Below are 23,106 nucleotides of genomic sequence, written 5' to 3' on the forward strand. Positions count from 1 at the left end.
AAATCGCTATCGTGAGCATCTGAAGTTCGTACTAATTAATTTTAGCCGCTGTCTTTGTTGGCTCGATCTTCGGGGGCAATAGCGATCTGGTTGACTAGGGATGGTCTGAAGTAGTCACGTATTTCTGGCTGACTTCAGCCCTGCCAATTTTAAAAGCGGCGATTCGTCTAAAAAACGATCGAATCATCTATTCTTTCTGGATTTTTAGCCGCCGCGAGCACCTCGCGGCGGCCATTTCCCGCATTACAGGCGCACCTCTCCTGTATTCGCCAGTAAATGTCGGCGCGCCATCCACAGGTTCGACAGGGCGAACAGCGTCACCAACTGCGCCGTGTTCTTCACCAGCCCTCGAAAGCGAACTTTGGTGTAACCAAAGTAAGCGCTCCATAAACCCACCTACCGCTAAGGACGGTCTGAAGTAGTCACGTATTTCTGGCTGACTTCAGCCCTGCCAATTTCAAAAGCGGCGATTCGTCTAAAAAACGATCGAATCATCCATTCTTTCTGGGTTTTTAGCCGCCGCGAGCACCTCGCGGCGGCCATTTCCCGCATTACAGGCGCACCTCTCCTGTATTCGCCAGTAAATGTCGGCGCGCCATCCACAGGTTCGACAGGGCGAACAGCGTCACCAACTGCGCCGTGTTCTTCACCAGCCCTCGAAAGCGAACTTTGGTGTAACCAAACTGGCGCTTGATCACCCGAAACGGGTGCTCGACCTTCGCCCGCACCTGCGCCTTGGCCTTCTCGACCTTGCGCTTGGCTTTGTAGAGCGGGCTGCTCTTGCCAAGCTTCTTGTAAGTGCTGCGGCGTGCCGCGACGTAAGCGCTCCATAAACCCACCTACCGCTAACAAGGTTCGCAAGTCAGGATGCAGTTGCTGGCGAGCAGTTCCATGGCAGCAGTGCTTCGCAGTCGTCTACGCTGCTGGCGGTCGGCAGGCGTTCGAGGATGTGGCGCAGCCAGGCGTAAGGTTCCTGGCCGTTGGCCTTGGCGGTTTCGATCAGGCTGTAGATCTGCGCGCTGGCCCTGGCGCCTTTCGGGGTGTCGCTGAACAGCCAGTTCTTGCGGCCGATGACGAACGGGCGGATGGCGTTCTCGGCGCGGTTGTTGTCGATTGGCAGGTGGCCGCCTTCGAGGTAGCGCACCAAGCGGCTCCAGTTGCTGGCCAGGTAGTTCACCGCCTTGCCCAGGGCGGTCTGTCCGGCGACCTGTGGTTGGGTCTTGTCCAGCCAGGTCTTAAGTTGGTCGATGATCGGTCGGCTGCGCTGCTGGCGGGCGGCGAGGCGCCCGCTGTCGTCGGCTTCTTTCAGATCACGCTCGATGCCGTAAAGCTTGTTGATCAGGTTCAGCACGATGTCGGCGCGCCCGGTCTTGCCCTTGGGCTGCACCTTCTGTGCTTCGACGAACTTGCGTCGCGCATGCGCCCAGCAGGCCAGGCGTTCGATGCCCTCTTGTGCGGCCACGGCGTTGTAGCCGGCATAGTCGTCAGTCATCAGGTAGCCGCGGTAGCCTGCGAGCAGGCGCAGCGGTACTTCCTGCGCACGGCTGGATGAGTAGTCGAACAGGATCACCGGTTTGTCGGGTGGCCCACCGCTTTGCACCCACATCCAGGATTGCGTGGTGGGGTCACGACCCGGCTCATGCAGTACCTGCAGCCGGGTTTCGTCGCAGTGCAGCACCGGGTAGTCGAGCAGCCGGTCGCGCATCAGGTTGATCACGGGTTGCAGCTGTTCGCCGCACTGGATTACCCAGCGCGCCAGGGTCTGGCGAGAGATGTCGATGCCGTGCCGGCTGAGCATCCTCTCGAAGCGGTACAGCGGGATGCCGTCGGCGTACTTGGTGGCCAGCAGCATCGCCAGCACGCTGGGGCTGGCCAGGCTTTTCTCGATCAGCTGGGCTGGCTTGTCGGCGGTGACCGGTGCCGCTTCGCAGGCCTTGCAGGCATAGGTCTTGCGGATATGACGGATCACCCGCACCTGCATCGGGATGATCTCCAGCTGCTCGCTGGTTTCTTCGCCGATGGCCTGCTTGCGGCAGCCGCACTCGCAGGTCAGCGCGTGCTCGGGCAGTTCGTGAATGACGTCAATACGCGGTAGCTTGGCCGGCAGCGGCTTGCGCTTGCCACGGCGCTTGAGCGGCGCCATAACCTCTTCTGCCTCAGCTCCATCACCGCCTGGCTCGTCAGTGCAAGCACCCTCTTCGACCAGCTCTTCGGCCTCGTTGAACATGGCCAACTGCGGCGAGTCGCGCATCCTCGGGGCTGCGCTCTGACTTCGGCGAGAACAGTTTGTGGCGCAGCAGAGCGACCTGTTCCTGAAGTTGACTGATTTTGTTCAGATCAGATTGACGTGCCAGCAACACTTGCGACAGCAACTGTTTGAGCGCGTCGGGATCGTCAGGAAGGGTATCGGGCACGGCAATCATGGCCGTGGATTATACCGGCTCAGGCCACGTAACGCGGCGTCAGGACTTGATGAGGGCGGTTTCGCCAGAGGTCGATGCCGTCGAGCAGCCAGTTCAATTCGTCGACCGTCAGCTCGATGGGCTCATCGCCGGCATCGGGCTTGGTCTTGAAGCGCTCGGCCTCTAGGCGTTTGAGCCACAGGCAGAAACCATTACGCTCCCAATAGAGGATCTTCACCTGGTTGCGGCTGCGATTGAGGAACACGAACAGTACCGGGTTGAACACTTCCACCTTTATATCCAACTCGACGAGTGCCGCCAGGCCGTTGATGGATTTACGAAAGTCGACAGGCTTGGGATAGAGATAGACCTTCTGCACCTTGGCGTCGGGACGCATCATGGCAGCTGCTCCTGAAAGAAATCAGGAGCGCAGCATCGTCTGGCTATCGGTTCGTTTGAAGATGGGGTTTATGGAGCGCTTACTAACCAAACTGGCGCTTGATCACCCGAAACGGGTGCTCGACCTTGGCCCGCACCTGCGCCTTGGCCTTCTCGACCTTGCGCTTGGCTTTGTAGAGCGGGCTGCTCTTGCCAAGCTTTTTGTAAGTATTGCGGCGTGCCGCGACCTGCCAGATCACCCATAGGGCGCCGTCGAGAGCACATTGACACTGCCGCGCTTCGCGCCATGAAGCTTGCCGCGACGATTGCGCTCCATGATCTTGGCGCGCTCGTATTCAGCGATCATGCCCTGCATCTGCAGCAACAGCGCCTCTTCCGGGGTCGCGCCGATGGCGTGATTGAGGAATCACGACCTCGACGCCGAACGCCGACAGTTCCTCGATGAGAAGAACCTGGTGCGCGTACTTTCGCGATAGGCGGTCCGGTGACAGCACGTAGAGACGCTCGATCAAGCCGAGTGCCGCAATCGATACGACCGGCAGTGATCTTGCGCAGCCCGCTTGCACATTGGTTGGCAACGGGGGAAGCTCATTAAGGAAACTCTGAAGAAGACTTCCTGATTTGGCAAAATGCCCAGACTCTCCACCCGCCCGAGTTTCCGATGAAACAGATCACTTTCGCCGACGCCGAGTACGCCGGTAAGCGCAAGCAGACCCGCAAGGAATTGTTCCTGATCGAGATGGATCGGGTTGTGCCATGGAAGGGTTTGATTGCCTTGATCGAGCCGCATTACCCCAAGGGCGAAGGCGGCCGACCCGCCTATCCGCTGATGGCGATGCTGCGCGTACATCTGATGCAAAACTGGTTCGGCTACAGCGATCCGGCGATGGAAGAAGCGCTGTACGAGACCACCATCCTGCGTCAGTTCGCCGGGTTGAGCTTGGAGCGCATTCCTGACGAGACCACCATCCTCAATTTCCGCCGGCTGCTGGAGAAGCATGAGTTGGCGGCCGGTATCCTTGGCATGATCAATGGCTACCTGGGAGATCGCGGCCTGTCGCTGCGCCAAGGCACCATCGTCGATGCCACGCTGATCAATGTGCCGAGTTCGACCAAGAACAAGGACGGCAAACGCGACCCGGAGATGCACCAGACCAAGAAGGGTAACCAATATTACTTCGGCAGTGCGACCCGAAAGTCGCATGGGTTTCTGTTCCGCAGGTTAACGCCCGACGGAACCGACTGTTCCACCACTCGTTCCCTACCCAGACAGGCGTGGCCGGTAACAGCCGGGTCTGAAGCTCTGGGACAATGTTACCGCCGATATTTCGGTAGGTCGAACCGCGAGGCCAGACTGAATCTGCCAGCATCAAGGCGGAGATTAGCTAGGGATGAGCGGGTACGGCTAACACAAGTGAACCTCATATAAACGTCGTCATAGTGTCGAGCCTGCTGGAAATGACCTGAACCGGGCACCGGTTGCGTGATGCAACCGGCCATTCACGATGCTCTGCGAGCGCCCAAGTCGGCGTTCGGATGCCAAGGAGCTGCACTTTCGAATCCTGGCTCAGTCCGGATGAGTGTTTTTAGAGGTGCCCCAAGAGGCTTAGGCCATCAAGACCCAGGATGGTAAAGATTTCCACAACTCGCTTCCCGGTTAATCGCAATGCTGCTCCGCTTAGGTGAGTAGCATTGCACCACAGGTCTTCTACGGTAAATTACATTCCGAGGTGACGTAGAAAGCCCGCATCACAACCAGGTGCCGCCCTGGCGTTCATCCGGCTCGTTGAGATCGCTAGCATCGAAGCCGTGGATCCAATCGAGGTGATGCACCATGGCATCATGAGATGCAAGACGTGCATCGCGCCGATCCCTCTCTTCACCCGGTGGCAAGTGCAACATATCGCCAGTGGTCACGGACGCATACACAACTTTGCGCGCCCGGCCACGACGCAGTCGCTCGTAACGTTCAAAGGTTTCTGCAATCGACGCGGAACCCGCAGCGGCAATGCAGTCAGCAAGGACCACGGCATCCTCGATCGACTGGTTGGCACCCTGTCCATGGTGCGGTACTAGGGAATGTGCAGCATCACCGAGCAGCGTTACCCGACCTTTGCTCCAGCGGCCAAGGGTCATACGATAAACCATTCCCCATCGCTGATTTACTGTCTTCAAGGTGTTCGAAGCGATCATCTCGACGAGAGCAGGATGCCAGTCCTTGAAGAGGCGTAGCTGTTCACCGTCGTCTGTAGGCGCAGTCGACTGTTTTAGTGGCCAAGTCGTCGGAGTGCGCTCTACGAGAAAGAAATTGATGTCTCCTTTTCTGTCTCCGCCGATCGGGTAGTGAAGACAGTGGCCGGACTCACCCATCCAGAATTGAATAGCGGTCGGATCAGGCATGCTCGGTATTTTATCGATTGGAACAATCCCACGAAATGCTGTGTACCCCGCGTATATGTAATCTTCATAGCCGAGCATCAAATTCCGTACGGTGGAACGCATCCCGTCAGCACCGATGACTATATCGGCTTCCGCTTTGCTGCCATCCTTAAAATGTAACACTACCTGTTCGCCAGTGTCATCGATATTTACTAGGCGTTTATTCAGGTGGATGCGTTCCATACCCACCTTGGTGGAGAGGATTCGTTGCAACTCGGCCCGGTGGATGCCGAGATATGGGCCGCCGAAAAGGTCTCGATACGCCAGCCCGCCGGCGTGCCTGCCGATTTCACGGCCAGTCTTTCCGTCCCGGTAGATCAAAGCAGAGATTTCAAACGCAGCCTCGTCAAACTCCTCGCCCAAACCCCAGTGGTTATAATAAAAACGCGTGGCATTGGCGGATAATGCGACCGCGGCACCCACCTCACGCAACTCCTCCGCTTGCTCGTATATATCAACGTCGATACCGTGGTGGCGCATCGCAATCGCAAAGGTCAAGCCACCGATGCCGCCACCGACCACAGCAATGCGGCGTATTTTATTGGTTTCTTTTTCATTCATAATTATTATCTCTTTCTTATAAGGATGGTCTGAAGTAGTCACGTATTTCTGGCTGACTTCAGCCCTGCCAATTTTAAAAGCGGCGATTCGTCTAAAAAACGATCGAATCATCCATTTTTTCTGGATTTTTAGCCGCCGCGAGCACCTCGCGCCGGCCATTTCCCACATTACAGGCGCACCTCTCCTGTATTCGCCAGTAAATGTCGGCGCGCCATCCACAGGTTCGACAGGGCGAACAGCGTCACTAACTGCGCCGTGTTCTTCACCAGCCCTCGAAAGCGAACTTTGGTGTAACCAAACTGGCGCTTGATCACCCGAAACGGGTGCTCGACCTTCGCCCGCACCTGCGCCTTGGCCTTCTCGACCTTGCGCTTGGCTTTGTAGAGCGGGCTGCTCTTGCCAAGCTTCTTGTAAGTGCTGCGGCGTGCCGCGACCTGCCAGATCACCGCCCGGCCTTCATGTTCGGAGCGCTTTTCGACGCCCGTGTAGCCGGCATCGGCGCAAACGACGTTTTCGTCGCCGTGCAGTAACTTGTCGACCTGAGTGACATCCGCCACGTTGGCTGGCGTACCGACTACGCTGTGTACCAGACCCGACTCATCATCCACTCCGATGTGGGCCTTCATGCCGAAGTAATATTGGTTACCCTTCTTGGTCTGGTGCATCTCCGGGTCGCGTTTGCCGTCCTTGTTCTTGGTCGAACTCGGCGCATTGATCAGCGTGGCATCGACGATGGTGCCTTGGCGCAGCGACAGGCCGCGATCTCCCAGGTAGCCATTGATCACGCCAAGGATACCGGCCGCCAACTCACGCTTCTCCAGCAGCCGGCGGAAATTGAGGATGGTGGTCTCGTCCGGAATGCGCTCCAGTCTCAACCCGGCGAACTGACGCAGGATGGTGGTCTCGTACAGCGCTTCCTCCATCGCCGGATCGCTGTAGCCGAACCAGTTTTGCATCAGATGTACGCGCAGCATCGCCATCAGCGGATAGGCGGGTCGGCCGCCTTCGCCCTTGGGGTAATACGGCTCGATCAAGGCAATCAAACCCTTCCATGGCACAACCCGATCCATCTCGATCAGGAACAATTCCTTGCGGGTCTGCTTGCGCTTACCGGCGTACTCGGCGTCGGCGAAGGTCATCTGCTTCATCGGAAACTCGGGCGGGTGGAGAGTCTGGGCATTTTGCCAAATCAGGAAGTCTTCTTCAGAGTTTCCTTAACAGGGGCGGTGAGTTGCAGCGTCTCATGCCGTGGCGTGAGAGCCCGCTCTGACCACGCTCCCATTAATGATGCCGTTGGGTGAAAAATAGAGAAGGCTGTTATATAAGTAAATAAGCGAATTTGTATAGATATCATCGCCGGCATGAATATTGAGGGGAAAGTATGCAGCTGCATGTGTCAAGGCCGATGTAAAACTGACCCACCTGGGCTAACGTCGCGGCCTTGTCGAGGCTGCTTATGTTGATTAGAACGAGCAGCATCCGCACAGCGCTTTGAAATATCGCTCGCCGAGGGAATTCAGGCGCTTGGCAGTAGCATCAACGGGGAGTTGGTGTCCGGTTTGGTAGGGGCAAGTCCATCGAACTGGTTGTTTGCCGGGTCGCTACGCAGCGGCAAACGAGCGGCGGCGATCATGAGCCTGATCCAGTCGGCCCGCATGAACGGACATGATCCGTATGCCTATCTCAAGGACGTGCTGACACGACTGCCTACGCAGCGGGCCAGTAAGATCGGCCAACTGCTGCCGCATCAGTGGGTACCTGCCTGAATCACGCAAGGTGAGTTCGGCGTACGCTTACGTATCGATCACCCCGGATTGTCACTCAATCCGAAAACAGCTCGAACATCAGTTGTCGCAACCAGATGTTGGCTAGGTCCTTGTGATATTTTGCGTGCCAGAACATGTTAATGGGGATTTCTGGTAGGTCGATGGGGATTGGCAGCACGCTCAAACCGAAGGGCTCTACACAGCAGTCAGCGAAGCGCTCAGGTACGGTGGCGAGTAGCTCCGTATGCTGGAGGATATGGCCGACGGCGACGAAGTGCGGAACCTCTAGGCGAATGTCCCGCCGGATGCCAGCTCGCGCCATATGGGAATCTACTTCGCCGTGGCCAGTGCTGGCGGCGATGACACGTATATGGCTGTAGGCACAGAAGCGCTCCAAGGTCAGTGGCTCTCTGGTGGCCGGGTGGTTCTTACGGCACAAGCACACGTAGCGGTTATGGAGAAGCCGACGCTGTAAGAAGCCGGCCTGTAGGTTGGGTAGCAGGCCTACGGCCAAATCTACTGTACCGTCTAGTAACGACTGTCCCAAACTCACCGAGCTGCCGCGTACCGTGCTGATTGTGCAATGGGGGGCCTTACGAGTGAGCGCATCTATTAACCGCGGCATGAAATATATCTCACCAATGTCGGTCATGGCCAAGGTGAAGGTACGCTCGCTGGTTAAAGGATCGAAACGCTCTTCGTGATGTAGCGCTTCGCGCAGACTGTGCATGGCATGGGCGATAGGCTCAGCTAAATGTGCAGCATAGGGCGTAGGCTCCATGCCTTGGTGGGTACGCACGAATAGTTCGTCCTGCAGTGCGGTGCGCAGGCGCTTCAGGGCGTTGCTTACGGCAGGTTGGGTTAGGCCTAGGCTTTGCGCGACGATAGAGACACGCTTGTCGACCATCAACTGGTTGAATACTACCAGCAGGTTTAAATCCAGGTCATGCAGTTCCATGGAGCCTCGCTATGCTGTTGACGTGGTCCTGCCAGAGCGGCAGCATCGGACATTCTCACTATGAATATATAATATAGGGATTAGTGTATTTATCAATAGTTATGGCTTCGCTACTGTTGGAGATATCCCAATAATAAAGTCATGACAGGTATTGCATGAACGACATGAACGCTAAGAAACCAGCCTTGCGCGTCGCTATAGTCGGCGGCGGAATTTCAGGCCTTGCCTTGGCATTGAGCTTGTGCAAACACTCCCATCTTAATGTGCAGCTATTCGAGGCTGCCCCGGCGTTCGGTGAAGTCGGTGCTGGTGTGTCCTTCGGGCCTAACGCAGTGCGCGCCATTGTCGGTTTGGGTTTGGGTCAATCCTACTTTCAGGTTGCTGATCGGACTCCGCAGCCTTGGGAGGATATTTGGTTTGAATGGCGGCGCGGTAGCGATGCTAGCTATCTAGGCGCCACCATTGCGCCGGGCGTAGGTCAGTCCTCTGTACACCGGGCTGATTTCCTTGACGCCCTAGTAAGACACCTTCCAGAAGGTATCGCCCAATTTAGGAAGCGTGCCACCCAAATCGAGCAGCAGGGTGATGAACTGCAAGTGCTATTCGCCGACGGCACAGAGTACCGCTGCGATCTTCTAATCGGCGCCGACGGCATTAAGTCAGCGCTTCGTAGCTATGTGCTGGAAGGTCAGGGGCTGGATCATCTAGAACCACGTTTTAGCGGTACCTGTGCATACCGGGGCATGGTAGATAGCCTGCAACTGCGCGAAGCCTTTAGAATAAAGGGCATTGACGAGCACTTGGTGGATGTCCCGCAGATGTACTTAGGGCTCGATGGCCATATTCTTACCTTCCCGGTGAGAAAAGGCCGCATTGTCAACGTGGTAGCGTTCACCTCCGACCGTAGCCAGCCGGAACCGACTTGGCCCGCGGACGCTCCCTGGGTACGGGAAGCGAGCCAGCGCGAGATGCTCGATGCGTTCGCGGGCTGGGGCGATGCCCCGCGCGCCTTACTGGAGTGCATCCCGGCGCCAACTCTCTGGGCACTGCATGACCTGCCGGAACTGCCAGGCTACGTACACGGTCGGGTTGCCCTGATCGGCGACGCAGCGCACGCCATGCTGCCGCACCAAGGGGCCGGTGCAGGGCAAGGGCTTGAGGACGCCTATTTCCTCGCCCGGCTGTTGGGCGATAGTCGGACCGAAACAGGCAACCTCCCCGAGCTGCTTGGAGCTTACGACGACCTGCGCCGCCCTCATGCCTGTCGTGTGCAACGAACCACTGTGGAAACCGGCGAGTTATACGAGTTGCGCGACCCCATTGTAGGTGCGGACGAACAGCTGGTGGGGGAAATACTGGCGACTCGTTTCGACTGGCTATGGAACCATGATCTCGATGCCGATGTGGCTGAGGCCCGACTGCGCATGGGCTGGGAGGCGCATGAGCAAATTGCGCTGCGTCAAGGGTAAGAGGCCGTGTCGATAGTGGCTAAGGTTTCGAAGGCGAGTAATTGAAGTGTTTTCTGCGAACGGGTTACGTGATGCACATAGGCTTGCGTTTAGTGCTAGGTGCAAAATATCACTTTGTTTCAGCCGCTAGGCCGACGCCCATGGGAGCCGTTGGATCTGTAAATATAGTTAGATTCTGATCTAAGCACAGGCAGCCACCGCATTGGTGCCAGTGGACCGCAGATACCACGGTAACCCATTAGGATTTCATACATGCTGCGCCAAAGAGCATCGCTAGAGAGAACAATGCAAACCAATAACAAGAGTTCGTTCCGTTACACCTTAATAATCAGCGCTCCCGCGATGACAATCAATACTTCCCTAGCGATCGCCAAACTGGTCAGGACTTGTATTTGGAGGTCCTGCAGCGGTGCCCACTGACGCACATGTCGACGGAGGCGGGATGCCAACGGTCTTTGAAATCACTGTACGGCCTGATGGGGAGAGCTTCGTCTGCCAGCCGCAGCAGTCAGTGCTTCGTGCTATGGAGGCCCAGAACAAGCACTGCCTACCAGTTGGCTGTCGCGGCGGCGGGTGCGGCCTGTGTAAGGTGCGGGTGCTGACCGGTGATTACGAATGCGGGCGTATGAGCTGCAAGCACGTACCGGTAGAGGCCCGCGAACAAGGCTACGCCCTGGCCTGCCGACTGTTTGCCCGTAGCGATCTATGTATCGAGCGTTATTCAAAGCCGTGCTATGAAAATACGGTCGACCCACAACAAAGAGAAAAGGTGACGTCATGAACAAAGGTATAATGCGCCCCGGCCATGTGCAGCTGCGTGTACTGGACATGAGCAAGGCCCTGGAACACTACGTCGAGTTGCTGGGCCTGATCGAGATGGACCGTGACGATCAGGGCCGTGTCTATCTCAAGGCTTGGACCGAAGTTGACAAATTCTCCGTGGTGCTACGCGAAGCCGACGAACCTGGTATGGATTTTATGGGTTTCAAGGTTGTGGATGAGGATGCTCTCCGGCAACTGGAGCGGGATCTGACGGCATATGGCTGTGCCGTTGAGCAGCTACCCGCAGGTGAGCTGAACAGTTGTGGCCGGCGCGTGCGCTTCCAGGCACCCTCCGGGCATCACTTCGAGTTGTATGCAGACAAGGAATATACTGGAAAGTGGGGTGTGAATGAGGTCAATCCCGAGGCATGGCCGCGCGATCTGAAAGGCATGGCGGCTGTGCGTTTCGATCATTGCCTACTGTATGGCGACGAATTGCCGGCGACCTATGACCTGTTCACCAAGGTGCTCGGCTTCTATCTGGCCGAACAGGTGCTGGACGAAAATGGCACGCGCGTCGCCCAGTTCCTCAGTCTGTCGACCAAGGCCCACGACGTGGCCTTCATTCACCATCCGGAAAAAGGCCGCCTCCATCATGTGTCCTTTCACCTCGAAACCTGGGAAGACGTGCTTCGCGCCGCCGACCTGATCTCCATGACCGACACCTCTATCGACATCGGCCCGACCCGTCATGGCCTGACCCACGGCAAGACCATCTACTTCTTCGACCCGTCCGGTAACCGCAGCGAGGTGTTCTGCGGCGGCAACTACAGCTATCCGGATCACAAGCCGGTGACCTGGCTGGCTAAGGACCTGGGCAAGGCGATCTTCTATCACGACCGTGTGCTCAACGAACGATTCATGACCGTGCTGACCTGATGGTTCGGTTCGACTTATTGCAGAGATTGCGCAGATGAAAGAGATCAAGCATTTCATTAACGGTGCCTTCGTCGATTCGGCCAGCGGCCGCACCTTCGAGGACATCAACCCGGTCAATGGCCAGGTGATCGGCCGCGTGCACGAGGCCGGCCGCGCCGAGGTCGACGCCGCGGTCAGGGCGGCACGCGCTGCGCTGAAGGGACCATGGGGGAAGATGACGGTGGCCGAGCGCGCTGAGATTCTGCATCGCGTGGCCGATGGCGTCACGGCGCGCTTCGATGAGTTTCTCGAGGCCGAATGCCTGGACACCGGCAAGCCCAAATCCCTGGCCAGCCACATCGACATTCCGCGCGGCGCGGCCAATTTCAAGGTGTTCGCCGACCTGATCAAGAACGTGCCGACCGAAGCCTTCGAGATGGCCACCCCGGACGGCGCCGGTGCACTCAACTACGGCGTGCGCCGGCCCAAGGGGGTGATCGGCGTGATCAGCCCGTGGAACCTGCCGCTGCTGCTGATGACCTGGAAAGTCGGCCCGGCCCTGGCCTGCGGCAACTGCGTGGTGGTAAAACCATCCGAGGAAACCCCGCTGACCGCCACCCTGCTCGGCGAGGTGATGCAGGCCGCCGGTGTGCCGGCCGGCGTGTACAACGTGGTGCACGGTTTCGGCGGCGATTCGGCCGGGGCCTTCCTCACCGAGCACCCGGACGTCGACGCCTACACCTTCACCGGCGAGACCGGCACCGGCGAAACCATCATGCGCGCCGCGGCCAAGGGCGTGCGCCAGGTGTCGCTGGAGCTGGGCGGCAAGAACGCCGGCATCGTCTTCGCCGACTGTGACCTGGACAAGGCCATCGAGGGCACCCTGCGCTCGGCCTTCGCCAACTGCGGCCAAGTCTGCCTGGGCACCGAGCGGGTGTATGTCGAGCGGCCGATCTTCGACGCGTTCGTCGCCCGCCTGAAGGCCGGCGCCGAAGCGTTGAAGATCGGCGAACCGAACGATCCAGAGGCCAATTTCGGCCCGCTGATCAGCCACAAGCACCGTGAAAAAGTCCTCAGTTACTACCAGCAGGCAGTCGACGACGGCGCCACCGTTGTCACCGGCGGCGGCGTGCCGGAGATGCCGGCGCACCTGGCCGGCGGCGCCTGGGTGCAGCCGACCATCTGGACCGGCCTGACCGACGATTCGGCGGTGGTCACCGAGGAAATCTTCGGCCCCTGCTGCCATATCCGCCCGTTCGACAGCGAGGAGGAAGCCATTGAACTGGCCAACAGCCTGCCTTACGGCCTGGCCTCGGCGATCTGGACCGAGAACGCTTCGCGCGCCCACCGCGTCGCCGGGCAGATCGAGGCCGGCATCGTCTGGGTCAACAGCTGGTTCCTGCGCGACCTGCGCACCGCCTTCGGCGGCAGCAAGCAGTCGGGCATCGGGCGCGAAGGGGGTGTGCACTCGCTGGAATTCTACACCGAGCTGAAAAACATCTGTGTGAAACTCTGAGGAGCTGGCCATGAACGCACCGCAGCAAAGCCCTGAAATCGGTCGCGAAATCCTCGCCGCTGGCTACCGCACCAACCTGCATGATCAGGGCGAAGGCTTCCCGGTTCTGCTGATCCACGGCTCCGGGCCGGGCGTCACCGCCTGGGCCAACTGGCGCGGGATCATTCCGCAGCTGGCGCAGACGCGCCGGGTGGTCGCTCCGGACATGCTCGGCTTCGGCTACAGCGAACGTCCGGCCGATGGACAATACAGCCAGGCGCGCTGGGTCGAGCATGCCATCGGCGTGCTCGACGCCCTCGGCATCCAGCAGGGCGACATCGTCGGCAACTCGTTCGGCGGCGGGCTGGCGCTGGCACTGGCCATCCGTCACCCCGAGCGCGTGCGCCGGCTGGTGCTGATGGGCAGCGTCGGCGTGGCCTTTCCGATCACCGAGGGGCTGGAAATGGCGTGGGGCTACACGCCGTCGCTGGCCAACATGCGCAGGCTGCTCGATCTGTTCGCCCACGACCGCACCCTGGTCAACGACGAGCTGGCCGAGCTGCGCTACCAAGCCAGCATCCGCCCGGGCTTCCAGGAGTCGTTCGCCGCGATGTTCCCGCCGCCACGGCAGAACGGAGTCGACGATCTGGCCAGCAACGAGGCCGATATCCGCGCCCTGCCCCACGAAACCCTGGTCATCCATGGCCGCGAGGATCGGATCATCCCGCTGCAGGCTTCGCTGACCCTCGCGCAGTGGATTCCCAACGCCCAACTCCACGTCTTTGGCCATTGCGGCCACTGGACCCAGATCGAACACGCCGAGCGTTTCGCCCGCCTGGTCGAGAATTTCCTCGCCGAGGCCGACGCCCTCCATTCCTGAGAGAGACCGATATGGACAAGACATTGATCAACGAACTCGGCGACGAGCTCTACCAGGCGATGGTCCAGCGCGAGACCGTGTCGCCGCTGACCAGCCGCGGCTTCGACATCACGGTCGAGGACGCCTACCACATCTCCCTGCGCATGCTCGAACGCCGCCTGGCGGCCGGCGAGCGGGTGATCGGCAAGAAGATCGGCGTCACCAGCAAGGCCGTGCAGAACATGCTCAGCGTGCACCAGCCGGACTTCGGCTACCTCACCGATGCCATGGTCTACAACAGCGGCGAGGCAATGCCGATCAGCGAGCGGCTGATCCAGCCACGCGCCGAGGGCGAGATCGCCTTCATCCTCAAGAAGGATTTGATGGGGCCGGGCGTGACCAACGCCGACGTGCTGGCTGCCACCGAATGCGTGATCCCCTGCTTCGAAGTGGTCGATTCGCGCATCCAGGACTGGAAGATCAAGATCCAGGACACCGTCGCGGACAACGCCTCCTGCGGGCTGTTCGTGCTGGGGGACCAGGCCGTCTCACCGCGCCAGGTCGATCTGGTCACCTGCGGCATGCTGGTTGAGAAGAACGGCCAGCTGCTCTCCACCGGCGCTGGAGCGGCTGCGCTCGGCTCGCCGGTCAACTGCGTGGCCTGGCTGGCCAACACCCTCGGCCACTTCGGCATTGGCCTCAAGGCCGGCGAAGTGATCCTGTCCGGCTCGCTGGTTCCGCTGGAACCGGTCAAGGCCGGTGATTTCATGCGCGTCGAGATCGGCGGCATCGGCAGCGCCTCCGTGCGCTTCATCTGATCGAGGACAGCCTGATGAGCAAGAAACTGAAAGCCGCCATTATCGGCCCGGGCAACATCGGCACAGATCTGGTGATGAAGATGCTGCGTTCCGAGTGGATCGAGCCGGTCTGGATGGTCGGCATCGACCCCGAGTCCGATGGCCTCAAGCGCGCCCGCGAGTTCGGCCTGAAGACCACCGCCGAGGGCGTCGACGGCCTGCTGCCGCACGTGCTCGAGGACGATATCCGCATCGCCTTCGATGCCACCTCCGCCTATGTACACGCCGAGAACAGCCGCAAGCTCAACGAGCTGGGCGTGCTGATGGTCGACCTGACCCCGGCCGCCATCGGCCCGTACTGCGTGCCGCCGGTGAACCTCAAGCAGCATGTCGGCACGCTGGAAATGAACGTCAACATGGTCACCTGTGGTGGCCAGGCCACCATCCCGATGGTCGCCGCGGTATCGCGCGTGCAGCCGGTGGCCTACGGCGAGATCGTCGCCACCGTGTCCTCGCGCTCCATCGGCCCGGGCACCCGCAAGAACATCGACGAGTTCACCCGCACCACCGCCGGCGCCATCGAGCAGGTCGGCGGGGCCAAGGAAGGCAAGGCGATCATCGTCGTCAACCCGGCCGAGCCGCCGCTGATGATGCGCGACACCATCCACTGCCTGACCGAAACCGAACCGGACCAGGATGCGATCACCGCATCGGTCCACGCGATGATCGCCGAGGTGCAGAAGTACGTGCCCGGCTACCGGCTGAAGAATGGCCCGGTATTCGACGGCAACCGCGTCTCGATCTTCATGGAAGTCGAGGGCCTGGGCGACTACCTGCCCAAGTACGCCGGCAACCTCGACATCATGACCGCCGCAGCGCTGCGTACTGGCGAGATGTTCGCCGAGGAAATCGCCAGCGGCACCATTCAACTGCCACGTCGTGAAGCGGCACTGGCCTGAGGAGTAGCACCATGAATCTGCAAGGCAAGAACGTCACCCTGCACGACATGAGCCTGCGCGACGGCATGCACGCCAAGCGCCACCAGATCAGCCTCGAGCAGATGATCGCGGTCGCCACCGGCCTCGACGCCGCCGGCATGCCGCTGATCGAGATCACCCACGGCGACGGCCTCGGCGGTCGCTCGATCAACTACGGCTTCCCCGCGCACAGCGACGAGGAATACCTGCGTGCGGTAATCCCGCGCCTCAAGCAGGCCAAGGTATCCGCCCTGCTGCTGCCGGGCATCGGCACGGTCGACCACCTGAAGATGGCGCTCGACTGTGGCGTCTCCACCATTCGTGTGGCCACGCATTGCACCGAGGCCGACGTCTCCGAGCAGCACATCGGCATGTCGCGCAAGCTGGGCGCCGATACCGTCGGCTTTCTGATGATGGCGCACATGATCAGCGCGGAAAAAGTGCTCGAGCAGGCCAGGCTGATGGAAAGCTACGGCGCTAACTGCATCTACTGCACCGACTCGGCCGGCTACATGCTGCCCGATGAGGTCAGCGAGAAGATCGGCCTGCTGCGCGCCGAGCTGAACCCCGCCACCGAGATCGGCTTCCACGGCCACCACAACATGGGCATGGCCATCGCCAACTCGCTGGCCGCCATCGAAGCTGGCGCCTCGCGTATCGACGGCTCGGTCGCCGGCCTCGGCGCCGGTGCCGGCAACACCCCGCTGGAAGTCTTCGTCGCGGTGTGCAAGCGCATGGGCGTGGAAACCGGCATCGACCTCTACAAGATCATGGATGTGGCCGAAGACATCGTCGTGCCAATGATGGACCAGCCGATCCGCGTCGACCGCGATGCGCTGACCCTGGGCTATGCCGGCGTATACAGCTCGTTCCTGTTGTTTGCCCAGCGCGCCGAGAAGAAATACGGCGTACCGGCCCGCGACATTCTGGTCGAGCTGGGGCGCCGCGGCACCGTCGGCGGCCAGGAAGACATGATCGAAGACCTCGCCCTGGATATGTCCCGGGCCCGCCAGAACCAGAAGGTGAGCGCATGAACCGTACCCTCAACCGCGAGCAGGTGCTGGCCCTGGCCGAGCACATCGAGAACGCCGAATTGCAGGCGCACGATATTCACAAGGTCACCAACGATTATCCCGAGATGACCTTCGCCGATGCCTACGACATCCAGTGGGAAATCCGCCGCCGCAAGGAGGCGCGCGGCAACAAGATCGTCGGCCTGAAGATGGGCCTGACCTCTTGGGCGAAGATGGCGCAGATGGGCGTGGAGACGCCGATCTACGGCTTTCTCGCCGACTACTTCAGCGTGCCCGATGGTGGCGTGGTGGATTGCTCCAAGCTGATCCATCCGAAGATCGAGGCGGAAATCTCGGTGGTCACCAAGGCGCCGCTGCAAGGCCCCGGTTGCCACATCGGTGACGTGATTGCAGCGGTCGACTACGTGATCCCCACCGTCGAGGTGATCGACTCGCGCTACGAGAACTTCAAGTTCGACCTGATCAGCGTGGTGGCCGACAACGCCTCCTCGACGCGTTTCATCACCGGCGGCCAGATGGCCAATCTGGAAGACGTCGACCTGCGCACCCTCGGCGTGGTGATGGAGAAGAACGGTGAGGTGGTAGAACTTGGTGCCGGCGCCGCAGTGCTCGGCCATCCGCTGTCCAGCGTGGCGATGCTCGCCAACCTGCTGGCAGAGCGCGGCGAACACATACCGGCCGGCACATTCATCATGACCGGTGGCATCACGGCTGCGGTATCGGTGGAGCCGGGCGACAACATCACCGTGCGCTATCAGGGGCTTGGCAGCGTCTCCGCGCGCTTCATCTGAGCCATTCGGCCGCCCTGCACGGGCGGCCTCTTCTTCAGGAGACACACCATGCCTATTGCCCAGATCCATATCCTCGAAGGCCGCAGCGACGAGCAGAAGGAGTCGCTGATCCGCGAGGTCAGCCAGGCCATCTCGCGCTCGCTGGACGCGCCGCTGGCCAGCGTGCGGGTGATCATCACCGAGATGCCCAAGGTCCACTTCGGCATCGGCGGCGAGAGCGCCAAGGCCATTGGTCGATGAGCCTGCCTCCTCCTGCACAGAGTCCGGCACATGAGAACAACGAATCAACGCTCGCTGCACTGGGAAGCCGCCTATGCCGCCACCCGTGCGGCCGTGGCACATGCAGAGAAGCTAGGCGTGCGCATTAACGTCTGCGTGGTTGACCACTCCGGCCTGCCGTTGGCCTATCTGCGCATGAACGGCGCCTTTCTACATTCACGGGAAATTGCCGAAGACAAGGCGTACACCGCCGTGAGCTTCGGCTTCCCCACCCGCGACTGGCTCGACGTGCTGGGTGACAACCCGCGCCTGCGCATCGGCCTGCCGAGACGCGAGCGGCTGGTGGTGTTCGGCGGGGGCCTGCCGATCCTACTCGATGGTGAATGCATCGGCGGCATCGGCGTCTCTGGGGCCGACGAGGGGCAGGACGAAGCCTGCGCGGCAGCGGGCTTGGCGGCCATAGGGCATCATGAGGCATCCAGTTTGGGGTAGAGGTAGATTTCGACTTTCGCGCCCGAACGCATCATGCGGCTGGCTTCCAGAAGGAAATCAGCAGCATTGACTGGCCTTCTGATCTCTTTAGGCGGTTTCGGTAATAAGCGGAGCGAGAAACAGATCAGCCGATGGATGCTAGGTCGGCAAGCCCGTTCAGTTTGGCGGTGGCAGATAGACCGTGGGCCAATGGCTGGTTGGCGGCGAGCAATTCCTGCAACTGCACGGCTTGGCCGTCCTTGAGGTTCTCAGCGTTGCGCAGCAGCAGCCAGCGGCTGCGCTTGACCACCACCTTGCGCGCTGTTTTGTTTATCGCGCAGGAGGTTGGCCTGGTCGACGCGAATATGGTCGATCACCTCACGATCGTAGCGCGCCACCCCATGGAACAGGTCGTAGGCCACGTCGGCTTGAGGGCAGTGCCGCTGCACTTCCAGGTCGAAAGCGGCGTTCATGTCCATGGCGACCGCCTCGATATGCTGGCAGTGCTCACCGAGCCACTCGAAGAATGGGCGAATCGCCTGGCCGCTGCATGGCGACAGCAGGGTGTGGGGGTTGGGATGTTTAGCGACTGCCAATCTACCCACTTCCTCGCCTGTTACTAATGAGGAACAAAGTATTCGAACATCGCAATGATATTTCGGGGTATTGTCTGACATCATAAAAACACAAAAGCATCAGCGTGTTATGGGTTTCACGGATATTTATCGGAAAACTTTTTGACTGTCCGGATACAAAATTTCGGGTTAGTAACTCGCTCTTTCCCCAGAATCCGCGGCCGCCCATCATAAAGGCTGGACACGCTGGCCGTTCCATAAACTGGAAGAGGAGTCTCTTCATGAACATCACTGCATCGGAACCGGCGTCCGGGCCCTGGAACCCTAAACGAATTCTGGCCGCGCTGCGCGCCGACGCCAGCATCGGCGAAGTGCTGGCGGGCGCCGACATCGAGGCCCGGTACCTGAACGACTGGAGCGGTGAGGAAGGCGGCAGGCCGCTGGCCTTGGTGCGCCCGCACGACACCGCCGAAATTGCGCGCGTGCTGGCATTATGCCATGCAGGACGCTGCCCAGTGGTGCCGCAGGGCGGGCTGACCGGCCTGGCCGGCGGTGCCACGCCGATAGAAGGCTGCGTGCTCGTTTCACTGGAGCGCATGTCCGGCGTGGTCGAACTGGACCCTGCCTCAGCCACCATGACCGTGCTGGCCGGCACGCCGCTGCAGGTCGTTCAGGAAGCCGCGCAGGCGGCGGGCTTTCTGTTCGCGCTGGACCTGGGCGCGCGCGGCTCCTGCCAGATCGGCGGCAACATCGCCACCAATGCGGGCGGCAACCGCGTGATCCGCTACGGCATGGCGCGCGACCTGGTGCTGGGACTGGAAGCCGTGCTGCCCGACGGAACCGTGCTGTCCATGATGAACAAGATGGTCAAGAACAATGCCGGCCCCGATCTGAAGCATCTGTTCATCGGCACCGAGGGCACGCTGGGCATCATCACGCAGGCCGTGCTCCGCCTGCATCCGGGCGTCTCGGGCGCCAATACCGCGTTGGTAGCCGCGCCCGATTTCGGCTCGGCCATCAAGCTGCTGCGCCATGCGCAGCACCTCCTGGGCGGCCGGGTCAGCGCATTCGAGATGATGTGGCAGGACTACTATGCCGCGGCCACAACCGCCGGCGGCATCGCCGCGCCGCTGCCGGCCACGTATCCACTATACGTGCTGCTGGACCTGCAGGCGGCCGCACCCGAAGAGGATGCGGCGCGCTTCGAGGCGATGTTGGAACACGCGCTGGCCGAAGGCTGGATCGCCGACGCCGCCGTGGCCCAATCTCACACGCAGACCCAAGCCTTCTGGGAACTGCGCGATGCCATCTCCGAGATGCTGCGCACCTTCGCGCCCACCATCAACTTCGACGTGTCCGCGCCCATCTCGGGCATCGAGGAATGCGTGGCCCGGATGCGCGAGGCGCTGGCGCGCGATTTCCCCGGCGTTCGGGCGATCTACTTCGGCCACGTCGGCGACGGCAACGTGCATATCGTGGTGGGTTCGCTGCCGACTGACGACCGCAAGACCGAACAGCGCATCGAGGCCGCATTCTACGCTATCGTGCGCAGCCTGTCGGGATCGGTCTCGGCCGAGCACGGCATTGGGCTGCACAAGCGGCCGTGGTTGCACTACAGCCGCAATCCGGCGGAGCTGTCCTTGATCGCGACGGTGAAGCGCGCGCTCGATCCGCACGGGATCATGAATCCGGGGAAGATTCTGGCGTCTTGAGTGGGGGTGGTGGCGGCGGTCGCCGCCTGATGGGTGCTGCAAGAGATTTTTTGAAGAAAAAATTTACGGTCACCCCGTTTCTGCAATACTGACCAGCGATGATTCTATGGCTTGCGTAAATCTATCCGGCGTCTCGTTTGGGCTGCCTCGCGCCACGATGAGAGTCGCGCCTGGTGATCCTGACAAGCCGGCGGCTTCGAAAGCCGTTTTTTATGTCAGGTTCTTCACCAAGCCGGTGGCCGTTCACGTCATCGGTTGTTCAGCATCGCAAAACCTGGAAGGGTGTTCCGTGGTACAGCTGTAATGGCCGGGTCAGGCGGCGTAGACGACTGGCCCTGCTTCGAATTCCGAGTGGTTGGCAGCGATCGCCCAGGCGATTCGGGCGAACTTGTTGGCCAGGGCGCACACCACTACATTCGAGTGATTCGAGCGGCGTCGCTCTCGTAGCGAACGGACCCAGTCGGCCAGGGCGCCCTGCTGATGCTTCAGGCGCTGCGGCTAGACCCGGGCGCATTGCACTAGAAGTCGCCGCAGATTCTTGTCCCCTCGTTTGCTCATCCCCAGCAAATTGGCTCGACCGCCGGTGCTGTGCTGGCGGGGCACCAGCCCCACCGATGCCGCGAAATCACGGCTGCCGCCATACTGCTTGCCATCGCCATTTCGGCCGATAACAGGCTGGCCGTGATCGGGCCGACACAGGGAATCGTCAGCAAGCGACTCCCCAGGTCATCTTCCTCAAGCTGGGTGGTCATTTCCTTGTCCAGTGATGATTTTGCCGGCACGAACAGCAGGCCAGGGCGGGCAATCTTCTTGTTACGGCCCCTATGGGCTCGCTGGCGCTCCTTTTGGACGCTGAGGGCTAGGACTGCACGCCACACCCGCAGAACGACCTTGCGAGGCGTCTCCTGCGGGATTCTGGAAAGCGTAGCTGTCAGTCCCAGGCTTCATTTTGAAGTGGTTCGGCTGAATCACCACCGCCCCCAGCTTCAACAACAGTCCGCTATGCGGTGATCAAGGCCGCTACTTCCAGTGTGCTTGCGCGATTTCGCTCACCAGCCAGGACCAATAGCCGCAGATCGTGTCCTCATTGGCCACCGCCTCGCGCCACATTTGGCGGGAGAACATCGGATGCTCACCGGCGCCTTCGGGGTTGTACTTATCGTCAAGCTGATCGGCGCTCAGATGCGAGTCTTCATCGTAGCCAGTGTTGATCACCAGGCCCTCATGAAGCTGGCAGACGGGCATGAAGATTTCCGCCTCAGTATCCTCACACACCAGCCGCACGGTCGCCCGATCAGCCGCGAGGACCTTCCACTTCGATCCGGCCATAATCGGCTGGCCATCGCCATCTTCATAAGCAACGTCCTTCTCGGCTTTGAGAACGCACCCGAGGGGTAGGAGAGGGACATCCAGCATGCCACTGTAATCGCCGTCGCTTGGGAATGCCTGATGGCCCTCAGGGGGCGTCAGCCAGCTCTGTTTCTTGGGATCGAACACCATCAGGGTGAAATGCTCGGCACGGTTCAGGGTGACATTCGCATTGAAGGCATTCAGCGCCGCCGTCGCCTGTTGGGAGGGGTAATCCATGACATCAACCTCAACGCCATGGACGCCTACCAGCTCGCGATCTGCCTCGTGGAGATGGATGGTGGCCTTGTTGGGCAGGACATGAACCTGGATTGAGCTAGTCGTAACCGACATGTGAAAACTCCGTTTTTGTTGAAGGTGCAGCGCAATGCTGTCTCATGGGCGCTTAAACCCAAGAGCAGGGAAGTGGGGGCTTAGCTGAGCAGGTGGGGAGTCACATAGCGATCAAGATCCTGATAGGACCAGAAGTCCCAGGCCGCTTTCGCTAATTCCTCGCAGCGGGCTTCAAGGCGAATTTGTTCCGCCTCAACCGTCATGACAACCGGATGTTCGGAGGTAATTCCTGCGCCCGTTGCATCGGGCCGATGCTCGACATACCAACCGTCCGCACGTCGAGGCTGCACGAAAGCCGACCAGCCGCTGATGATCGACAGTCGGCCGAAAGGAGAGTCCAGCCGGGCCTCGACAAGGCCGTGAGCGAAGTCCTGGTGATTGCCGGAAAATCTGCTCCTCGTGACCGACACCACTACGGGTCCGCCGATTTCGCCCTGGTGCTCCAACCAGTCCACGAAGGAGCTGAACTCAATCGACTCACTCATGGCTAAGCCGCTCGGCAACAGCCTTAGGGTTACAGCCGGCGAGACGGCGCCCGTAGATCGTGTAGTTGCGCCAACCATCGTTCAGGCACTCGGTCTGGTGCTCGATCATGTACGCCTGAATACGTTCAACGACATCAGGGTGCAACTCGAACCCGTACTGGGAACTGCTCGGCAAGATGAAGGCCAGCCAATGCTCGCTTCTGGAGCTAGGCATCACGGGCATCGGTACCGGCGTCAGTGCAAGTTCAAGTCTGCAGGCGGTGACGATGGTCAAAGGCGAAAGCTCGGACATCGGGGGCACTCCGGGAGGCTGGTA

Annotated in this window: 20 protein-coding genes and 8 pseudogenes; 14 read left to right on the forward strand and 14 right to left on the reverse strand. The window is 60.3% G+C overall.

All coding sequences use genetic code 11. The features are described 5' to 3' along the window. Positions 1-243: 243 nt before the first annotated feature. The 6 genes and pseudogenes from UIB01_RS23015 to UIB01_RS23335 all read right to left on the reverse strand — a co-directional run. Positions 244-375: pseudogene (locus UIB01_RS23015) on the reverse strand (IS5/IS1182 family transposase); the annotation flags it as partial. Between the two features lie 176 nt (positions 376-551). Further along, positions 552-818 (reverse strand): annotated as a pseudogene (locus UIB01_RS22190) (transposase); the annotation flags it as partial. A 44-nt stretch (positions 819-862) separates the two neighbouring features. Next, positions 863-2,251, reverse strand: coding sequence for an IS66 family transposase (gene tnpC / locus UIB01_RS22195; protein WP_040138059.1), 1,389 nt, complete (start codon positions 2,249-2,251; stop codon positions 863-865). A gap of 191 nt (positions 2,252-2,442) precedes the next feature. After that, complete coding sequence (gene tnpB / locus UIB01_RS22200; protein WP_003292067.1) at positions 2,443-2,802, reverse strand: IS66 family insertion sequence element accessory protein TnpB; 360 nt, start codon at positions 2,800-2,802, stop codon at positions 2,443-2,445. Positions 2,803-2,887: 85 nt separating this feature from the next. After that, positions 2,888-3,040, reverse strand: a pseudogene (locus tag UIB01_RS22205) (transposase); the annotation flags it as partial. Then, positions 3,040-3,325 (reverse strand): annotated as a pseudogene (locus UIB01_RS23335) (recombinase family protein); the annotation flags it as partial. The pseudogenes UIB01_RS23335 and UIB01_RS22205, both read right to left, overlap by 1 nt. Before the next feature lie 137 nt (positions 3,326-3,462). Here UIB01_RS23335 and UIB01_RS22215 point away from each other — a divergent pair. Further along, positions 3,463-3,984 (forward strand): annotated as a pseudogene (locus UIB01_RS22215) (IS5 family transposase); the annotation flags it as partial. 566 nt (positions 3,985-4,550) lie between these two features. Here the strand turns inward: UIB01_RS22215 and UIB01_RS22220 are convergent. Both UIB01_RS22220 and UIB01_RS22225 read right to left on the reverse strand, forming a co-directional pair. Beyond that, positions 4,551-5,969 (reverse strand): FAD-dependent monooxygenase, encoded by a 1,419-nt coding sequence (locus UIB01_RS22220; protein WP_003292084.1) that lies wholly within the window; start codon positions 5,967-5,969, stop codon positions 4,551-4,553. Continuing rightward, positions 5,969-6,949, reverse strand: coding sequence for an IS5-like element ISAch1 family transposase (locus UIB01_RS22225; protein WP_014819624.1), 981 nt, complete (start codon positions 6,947-6,949; stop codon positions 5,969-5,971). The genes UIB01_RS22220 and UIB01_RS22225 overlap by 1 nt, the downstream gene beginning before the upstream one ends. Before the next feature lie 429 nt (positions 6,950-7,378). Here UIB01_RS22225 and UIB01_RS22230 point away from each other — a divergent pair. Continuing rightward, positions 7,379-7,567 (forward strand): annotated as a pseudogene (locus UIB01_RS22230) (transposase domain-containing protein); the annotation flags it as partial. A 55-nt stretch (positions 7,568-7,622) separates the two neighbouring features. Here UIB01_RS22230 and nahR read toward each other — a convergent pair. After that, entirely contained in the window at positions 7,623-8,525 is a 903-nt protein-coding gene (gene nahR, locus UIB01_RS22235) for an HTH-type transcriptional activator NahR (protein ID WP_003292087.1), read from the reverse strand. 155 nt (positions 8,526-8,680) lie between these two features. Between nahR and salA the strand changes: the two genes are divergently transcribed. The 11 genes from salA (at position 8,681) to UIB01_RS22285 (ending at position 18,338) form a co-directional block, all read left to right on the forward strand. Further along, a complete protein-coding gene (salA, locus tag UIB01_RS22240) occupies positions 8,681-9,994 on the forward strand; it encodes a salicylate 1-monooxygenase (RefSeq protein WP_009397177.1) in 1,314 nt (437 codons plus the stop codon). 442 nt (positions 9,995-10,436) lie between these two features. Then, a complete protein-coding gene (locus UIB01_RS23020; protein ID WP_003292091.1) occupies positions 10,437-10,775 on the forward strand; it encodes a 2Fe-2S iron-sulfur cluster binding domain-containing protein in 339 nt (112 codons plus the stop codon). Next, positions 10,772-11,695, forward strand: coding sequence for a catechol 2,3-dioxygenase (locus tag UIB01_RS22245; RefSeq protein ID WP_003292092.1), 924 nt, complete (start codon positions 10,772-10,774; stop codon positions 11,693-11,695). Before UIB01_RS23020 ends, UIB01_RS22245 begins: the two co-directional genes overlap by 4 nt. Before the next feature lie 34 nt (positions 11,696-11,729). Then, positions 11,730-13,190, forward strand: coding sequence for a 2-hydroxymuconic semialdehyde dehydrogenase (locus tag UIB01_RS22250; protein WP_003292094.1), 1,461 nt, complete (start codon positions 11,730-11,732; stop codon positions 13,188-13,190). Between the two features lie 10 nt (positions 13,191-13,200). After that, the gene (locus UIB01_RS22255) at positions 13,201-14,049 is read left to right on the forward strand and encodes an alpha/beta fold hydrolase (RefSeq protein WP_003292095.1); all 849 of its coding nucleotides are present in this window, start codon (positions 13,201-13,203) and stop codon (positions 14,047-14,049) included. 11 nt (positions 14,050-14,060) lie between these two features. Further along, positions 14,061-14,846, forward strand: a complete 786-nt coding sequence (gene dmpE, locus UIB01_RS22260) for a 2-oxopent-4-enoate hydratase (protein ID WP_003292096.1) — start codon at positions 14,061-14,063, stop codon at positions 14,844-14,846. A 14-nt stretch (positions 14,847-14,860) separates the two neighbouring features. Beyond that, the gene (locus UIB01_RS22265) at positions 14,861-15,784 is read left to right on the forward strand and encodes an acetaldehyde dehydrogenase (acetylating) (RefSeq protein WP_003292099.1); all 924 of its coding nucleotides are present in this window, start codon (positions 14,861-14,863) and stop codon (positions 15,782-15,784) included. 11 nt (positions 15,785-15,795) lie between these two features. Continuing rightward, positions 15,796-16,836 (forward strand): 4-hydroxy-2-oxovalerate aldolase, encoded by a 1,041-nt coding sequence (gene dmpG, locus UIB01_RS22270; protein WP_009397183.1) that lies wholly within the window; start codon positions 15,796-15,798, stop codon positions 16,834-16,836. Then, positions 16,833-17,627, forward strand: coding sequence for a 2-oxo-3-hexenedioate decarboxylase (gene dmpH / locus UIB01_RS22275; protein WP_009397184.1), 795 nt, complete (start codon positions 16,833-16,835; stop codon positions 17,625-17,627). The genes dmpG and dmpH overlap by 4 nt, the downstream gene beginning before the upstream one ends. A gap of 48 nt (positions 17,628-17,675) precedes the next feature. Further along, a complete protein-coding gene (gene thmT, locus UIB01_RS22280; RefSeq protein ID WP_009397185.1) occupies positions 17,676-17,867 on the forward strand; it encodes a 2-hydroxymuconate tautomerase in 192 nt (63 codons plus the stop codon). A 30-nt stretch (positions 17,868-17,897) separates the two neighbouring features. Next, complete coding sequence (locus UIB01_RS22285; protein WP_003292104.1) at positions 17,898-18,338, forward strand: GlcG/HbpS family heme-binding protein; 441 nt, start codon at positions 17,898-17,900, stop codon at positions 18,336-18,338. A gap of 187 nt (positions 18,339-18,525) precedes the next feature. Here the strand turns inward: UIB01_RS22285 and UIB01_RS23025 are convergent. Then, positions 18,526-18,865, reverse strand: a pseudogene (locus tag UIB01_RS23025) (ISL3 family transposase); the annotation flags it as partial. A 308-nt stretch (positions 18,866-19,173) separates the two neighbouring features. Here UIB01_RS23025 and UIB01_RS22300 point away from each other — a divergent pair. Beyond that, positions 19,174-20,604, forward strand: a complete 1,431-nt coding sequence (locus tag UIB01_RS22300) for an FAD-binding oxidoreductase (protein WP_040138069.1) — start codon at positions 19,174-19,176, stop codon at positions 20,602-20,604. A 312-nt stretch (positions 20,605-20,916) separates the two neighbouring features. On the opposite strand, the pseudogene UIB01_RS22305 reads toward UIB01_RS22300, so the two are convergent. The 4 genes and pseudogenes from UIB01_RS22305 to UIB01_RS22320 form a co-directional block, all read right to left on the reverse strand. Beyond that, positions 20,917-21,368, reverse strand: a pseudogene (locus UIB01_RS22305) (transposase); the annotation flags it as partial. A gap of 256 nt (positions 21,369-21,624) precedes the next feature. After that, positions 21,625-22,305 carry a hypothetical protein gene (locus UIB01_RS23500; protein WP_040138072.1) on the reverse strand — a complete coding sequence of 227 codons (681 nt, stop codon included), beginning with the start codon at positions 22,303-22,305 and terminating at the stop codon, positions 21,625-21,627. Positions 22,306-22,385: 80 nt separating this feature from the next. Further along, the gene (locus UIB01_RS22315; protein ID WP_040138075.1) at positions 22,386-22,790 is read right to left on the reverse strand and encodes a hypothetical protein; all 405 of its coding nucleotides are present in this window, start codon (positions 22,788-22,790) and stop codon (positions 22,386-22,388) included. Next, the gene (locus tag UIB01_RS22320; protein WP_019406671.1) at positions 22,783-23,082 is read right to left on the reverse strand and encodes a hypothetical protein; all 300 of its coding nucleotides are present in this window, start codon (positions 23,080-23,082) and stop codon (positions 22,783-22,785) included. Before UIB01_RS22320 ends, UIB01_RS22315 begins: the two co-directional genes overlap by 8 nt. Between the last annotated feature and the right edge of the window lie 24 nt (positions 23,083-23,106).

This window comes from Stutzerimonas decontaminans, from assembly GCF_000661915.1.
Lineage (GTDB): Bacteria > Pseudomonadota > Gammaproteobacteria > Pseudomonadales > Pseudomonadaceae > Stutzerimonas > Stutzerimonas decontaminans.

Coding starts and splice junctions, on each gene's coding strand:
- tnpC (WP_040138059.1), bottom strand. CDS start 2,251: ATGCGCGACTCGCCGCAGTTGGCCATGTTCAACGAGGCCGAAGAGCTG.
- tnpB (WP_003292067.1), bottom strand. CDS start 2,802: ATGATGCGTCCCGACGCCAAGGTGCAGAAGGTCTATCTCTATCCCAAG.
- UIB01_RS22220 (WP_003292084.1), bottom strand. CDS start 5,969: ATGTGGGAAATGGCCGGCGCGAGGTGCTCGCGGCGGCTAAAAATCCAG.
- UIB01_RS22225 (WP_014819624.1), bottom strand. CDS start 6,949: ATGAAGCAGATGACCTTCGCCGACGCCGAGTACGCCGGTAAGCGCAAG.
- nahR (WP_003292087.1), bottom strand. CDS start 8,525: ATGGAACTGCATGACCTGGATTTAAACCTGCTGGTAGTATTCAACCAG.
- salA (WP_009397177.1), top strand. CDS start 8,681: ATGAACGACATGAACGCTAAGAAACCAGCCTTGCGCGTCGCTATAGTC.
- UIB01_RS23020 (WP_003292091.1), top strand. CDS start 10,437: ATGCCAACGGTCTTTGAAATCACTGTACGGCCTGATGGGGAGAGCTTC.
- UIB01_RS22245 (WP_003292092.1), top strand. CDS start 10,772: ATGAACAAAGGTATAATGCGCCCCGGCCATGTGCAGCTGCGTGTACTG.
- UIB01_RS22250 (WP_003292094.1), top strand. CDS start 11,730: ATGAAAGAGATCAAGCATTTCATTAACGGTGCCTTCGTCGATTCGGCC.
- UIB01_RS22255 (WP_003292095.1), top strand. CDS start 13,201: ATGAACGCACCGCAGCAAAGCCCTGAAATCGGTCGCGAAATCCTCGCC.
- dmpE (WP_003292096.1), top strand. CDS start 14,061: ATGGACAAGACATTGATCAACGAACTCGGCGACGAGCTCTACCAGGCG.
- UIB01_RS22265 (WP_003292099.1), top strand. CDS start 14,861: ATGAGCAAGAAACTGAAAGCCGCCATTATCGGCCCGGGCAACATCGGC.
- dmpG (WP_009397183.1), top strand. CDS start 15,796: ATGAATCTGCAAGGCAAGAACGTCACCCTGCACGACATGAGCCTGCGC.
- dmpH (WP_009397184.1), top strand. CDS start 16,833: ATGAACCGTACCCTCAACCGCGAGCAGGTGCTGGCCCTGGCCGAGCAC.
- thmT (WP_009397185.1), top strand. CDS start 17,676: ATGCCTATTGCCCAGATCCATATCCTCGAAGGCCGCAGCGACGAGCAG.
- UIB01_RS22285 (WP_003292104.1), top strand. CDS start 17,898: ATGAGAACAACGAATCAACGCTCGCTGCACTGGGAAGCCGCCTATGCC.
- UIB01_RS22300 (WP_040138069.1), top strand. CDS start 19,174: ATGAACATCACTGCATCGGAACCGGCGTCCGGGCCCTGGAACCCTAAA.
- UIB01_RS23500 (WP_040138072.1), bottom strand. CDS start 22,305: ATGTCGGTTACGACTAGCTCAATCCAGGTTCATGTCCTGCCCAACAAG.
- UIB01_RS22315 (WP_040138075.1), bottom strand. CDS start 22,790: ATGAGTGAGTCGATTGAGTTCAGCTCCTTCGTGGACTGGTTGGAGCAC.
- UIB01_RS22320 (WP_019406671.1), bottom strand. CDS start 23,082: ATGTCCGAGCTTTCGCCTTTGACCATCGTCACCGCCTGCAGACTTGAA.